Origin of the sequence: Mesorhizobium sanjuanii, from assembly GCF_002529485.1 — a bacterium.
Classification (GTDB): domain Bacteria; phylum Pseudomonadota; class Alphaproteobacteria; order Rhizobiales; family Rhizobiaceae; genus Mesorhizobium; species Mesorhizobium sanjuanii.
Genome location: NZ_NWQG01000234.1, coordinates 1 through 3,934, shown reverse-complemented (window position 1 = coordinate 3,934; position 3,934 = coordinate 1). Strand labels below are relative to the sequence as shown.

The 3,934-nt window shown below is 64.4% G+C and carries 3 protein-coding genes and 1 pseudogene; 2 read left to right on the top strand and 2 right to left on the bottom strand.

Annotated elements, in window-relative coordinates:
* Positions 1-2,463, top strand: a pseudogene (locus CN311_RS28415) (AsmA-like C-terminal region-containing protein); the annotation flags it as partial.
* Between the two features lie 44 nt (positions 2,464-2,507).
* Here CN311_RS28415 and CN311_RS28410 read toward each other — a convergent pair.
* Positions 2,508-2,813 (bottom strand): hypothetical protein, encoded by a 306-nt coding sequence (locus tag CN311_RS28410; RefSeq protein WP_097576943.1) that lies wholly within the window; start codon positions 2,811-2,813, stop codon positions 2,508-2,510.
* Between the two features lie 121 nt (positions 2,814-2,934).
* A complete protein-coding gene (locus tag CN311_RS28405; RefSeq protein WP_097576942.1) occupies positions 2,935-3,363 on the bottom strand; it encodes a MarR family winged helix-turn-helix transcriptional regulator in 429 nt (142 codons plus the stop codon).
* Between the two features lie 163 nt (positions 3,364-3,526).
* Here CN311_RS28405 and CN311_RS28400 point away from each other — a divergent pair.
* Positions 3,527-3,934 (top strand): chloride channel protein (locus CN311_RS28400; RefSeq protein ID WP_208866591.1); only part of this gene is annotated, 408 nt, incomplete at its 3' end.

Genomic DNA, 3,934 nt, shown 5'->3' with positions numbered 1-3,934 from the left:
GGCGCCAACCGGTTTTCCGATCGCGACCTCGATTTCCAGATCAAGGCGGGGCCGGTCAGCGCCGGCGGGCTGACCGCCGATACGGTCGATACCGCCTTGAGGCTGCGCGACGGGCTGCTCGAAATCGACCGGCTTTCAGTCGGTGGACTTGCCGGCGCCTCGATCAGCGCCACTGGCCGGGTCAAGGATTTTCCGCAAAGCCCGACCGGCAAGCTTGACGCATCGGTGGTTGCCGTCGACCTCAAGCCGCTGATCGACGTGGCGGCGCAGCACTATCCGGACAATGCCATACTGGCGGGGCTGAAGACCCGCGCAGCGGCCTATCCCGAGCTGTTCCAGGATGCGCGCGTCGATCTGGTATCGAGCGCTGCCGACAATGGCGACGGCACGACGGGGCTGGCGGTCAGCGCACAAGGCAAGGCCGGCGGCTCGGCCTTTTCGGCATCGCTGTCCGGCAAGGGCGCGGTAGACCGGCTGCTCGAGGCGCCGGTAACGCTGACCTTCAATGCCAGGAATCCCGACGCGACAGCGCTTCTGGCGCTTTACGGCCTGCCTGCGCTGCCGCTCGGCATGCTCGGCGAGGCGACAACCGATGTCTCGGCGAAGGGCACGTTTGGCGGCGGCATGGCGACGAGTTTCAGCCTCGCCGGCAACGACTTCAAGGCCGGTTTCGACGGGACGGTCGCCGAGACGCCGCAAGGCCCCACCGCCAAGGGCAAGGTCAGTCTCGAGGCCACCGACATCGAGCCTTGGCTGATGACGACCGGCGTCGGCATGCCGGGCATGGGGGCAGGCATGTCGACCTCGCTTGCGGCCGATGCCGATTACGGCAACGGCCTCCTGGTGTTGAGCGGTCTCAACGGCACCGTCAACGAGGCGGCGGTTTCCGGCGACGTCAATGTCGATACCAAGGATGGGTTGCCGCATCTTGCCGGTGCGCTGGCGCTCGATGAACTGGATCTCGATCCGATGGCGGTGATGCTGTTCGGCGACCAGGCCTTTCTCGACACAAACGGAACCTGGCCGACCGCTCCGTTCAGCCAGAAATCCAGCCTGCCGTTCACCGCGGAACTCGATCTGACCACGGCGGCGCTGGCCGCCGGTCCGCTGGCCACGGCCTATGACGCGACGCTGTCATTGAAGCTCGACCAGGAAGGCATCCGGGTGTCGGACCTCAAGGCAAAGCTCTTCGGCGGCACGCTTACCGGACTGTTCGAACTGAAGAACACCGAGGGCACCGGGCTGTTCTCCGGCCAGATGAAGCTTGCCGGCACCGACCTGTCCACCGTGATGTCGGAGGCCGGCATCAGCGGAAACGGCGATTTCTCTGCGGCGCTTTCGACCAGCGGCAAATCGGTCGATGCGATGATTGCGGCGCTGTCCGGCTCGGGGACCGCGGCGCTGAAGGGCTTGATCATTGCCGGCGTCAATCCGGATGCCTTTGGCGCCTTCATTGCCAAGGCCGATGCGATCGGGCGCGACATCGATGCGGCCAAGACCGCCGGCTTCGCGCCACAGATTGCCGCGGACGGCAGTTTTCCGGCTGGAAATACGGACATCGCCTTCACTGTTGCCAACGGCACGCTGAGGGCGCCGCCGGTCAATTTCGGCAATCCGGCGGCGAGTTTGTCCGCCGACATCACCGCGGACCTGAACACCAGCACGGTTGCCGCCACCGGCTCGATCGCCTATCGGCCGGGCGACGAGGCACTGGTTGGTTCCGAACCGACCCTGAATTTCAGCGTCGACGGGCCGTTCGACGCGCCGAAACGGCAATTCGACAGCGAGCCGCTGGCGCAGTTCCTGACCCAGCGTGCGCTGGAAAAGGAGCAGCAGCGGGTCGAGGCCATGCAGGCGGCACTGCTTGAGAAACAGCGGCTGCGGCGCGAGGTGCGCTATTACGCGGCCCTGCAGAGCGAGCGCGACAGGGCGGCCGAGGAATTGCGCAGGCAGGAAGAAGCGGCGCGGCTGCAAGCCGAGGCGGATGCCAAGGCGAAGGCTGAAGCCCAGGCCCAGGCCGAAGCGGAAGCCAAGGCCAAGGCGGACGCCGAAGCGAAGGCAAGGGCCGAGCAACAAGCTGCGGAGGAGGCGGAAGCCAAGGCGAAGGCGGACGCCGAAGCCAAAGCCAAGGCGGATGCCGAGGCAAAGGCAAAGGCGGAGCAACAGGCAGAAGAGGAGGCGCGGGCGAGGGCCAAGGCCGCAGCCGAAGCCGAGCAGAAGGCCGCCGACGAGGCGGCCAAGGCGCAGGCCGAGGAAGAGCGCCAGAAAGCGGAGGAGGCGATGCGGATCGCCTCCGAGGAAAAAGCCAAGCTCGAGGCCGAACGCAAGGCCGCGGCAGAGGCACTGAGGCTGGAGCGCACACCGCAACCGCCGGCCAATGACAATCCGCCGCCGACTGACGCCACGCCGAAACCGCAGCTTAAGCCGTCTTCGATCGAAAATTTGCTGAAGTCGTTGCAATAGGGCGGTAGGGCGGACGCCTTCCCGTAGTTCACCGTAAGCCTCGACTACTTATCCAGCACCCGATAGCTGCCCACCACGGTCATCTCGTCACGTTGCGGGCGTTCGCTGCAGCGATCCCTGATGCCGTTTTGAAATGCCTCGAATGCGGCCAGCCCGGTGATGATATCGGCATGCGCATCGGTTTCGGTCTCGACCAAATGGACGAATGTCCCGTCACCGGACCGCAAGGTCAGATAGCGAACGCCATCCGGAGATTTGTCCTGCAACTCCTGGAAAACGGCCTTGATCAACCGCTCGTTCTCATCGGCTCTTTCTGGTTTCGTCTTGTAGCGTATCAGATGACGTTTCATCTCTGCCCTTCCTCTAGATGTCCAGCGCGCCCCTTGAGGCCTTCATCGCTGAGATGTTGCGAAGAGGCCAACGGACAAGTGCTGTGAAAATATAGATCACCAAGCGCCTAGCCCTGACGTGTCACCCGGGGTCCCGAACGAGCAGGCGGCGCAGCATGGGCTCGATTCGGGAAAGCTCGTCGAGATGCGCCGCCGACAGTTCGGCAAGCCGATCTTCGGCGCGTTCGGTCAATTGCAACAGGACGCGGCGGTGGTCGTCCTTGTCCTGGTCCCTGGTGAGAAGCCCGGCTTCGCAAAGACGGTTGACCAGTTCGACGGCGCTGTGGTGGCGGATGCGCAGGCGCTCGGCCAGATCGCCGACCGTCACCGGCCCGCCGCCAGGAAAACCCTTGATCGCAAGCAGCGCCTGGTGCTGGCGCGGGGTGAGGCCGGCATCGTGCGCCTGGACCTGGCTGAATTCCAGAAAGCGCCGGATCAGATAGCGGAATTCGGACAGCCGCTGGTAGTCGGCCGGGCTGATGGCGGGGCGTGGTTTCTGCGAAGCGGTCATTCCCCGACTTATGGTCTTTTCCCGGAAAAGCTCAACGGCGTGGCCTCGTCCAAAATGACGCGGAGCAGCGGCCGAAAACGGTCTTGAATATTTATATCGTACTACGATATGAGGTCGCCCGACAACCGACGGCGCGTGCGCCGCCAGAAAGCCGGGCTCCCAAATGAAATCCACTCACGCCGGAAACGGTGATCTCCGCGACTTCACCACGGATGCGCGGGTGCTGCTGATTGCCGCCATCGCGGTGGTGGTGGCGACGGCCGGCCTGGTTGCCGGCATTGCGCTGCTGAAGCTGATCCCGCTCGCCACCAATATTGCCTATTTCGGCCAGTTCACGCTCACCGAGTTGAAGCTGGAGGATACGCCGCTTGGTTATGCCTCGGTGATCGTGCCGGTGGTCGGCGCGCTGATCATCGGTGTGATGGCGCGTTTCGGCAGCGAGAAGATCAGGGGTCACGGCATTCCCGAAGCCATCGAGGCGATCCTGCTCGGGCGGTCGCGGCTCGATGCCAAGGTGGCGATCCTGAAGCCGCTGTCCTCGGCGATTTCTATCGGCACTGGCGGGCCATTT

Bases quoted from the DNA above. Each gene is read 5' to 3' on its own strand.
- CN311_RS28410 (WP_097576943.1), bottom strand. From the start codon at position 2,813: ATGAAACGTCATCTGATACGCTACAAGACGAAACCAGAAAGAGCCGAT.
- CN311_RS28405 (WP_097576942.1), bottom strand. From the start codon at position 3,363: ATGACCGCTTCGCAGAAACCACGCCCCGCCATCAGCCCGGCCGACTAC.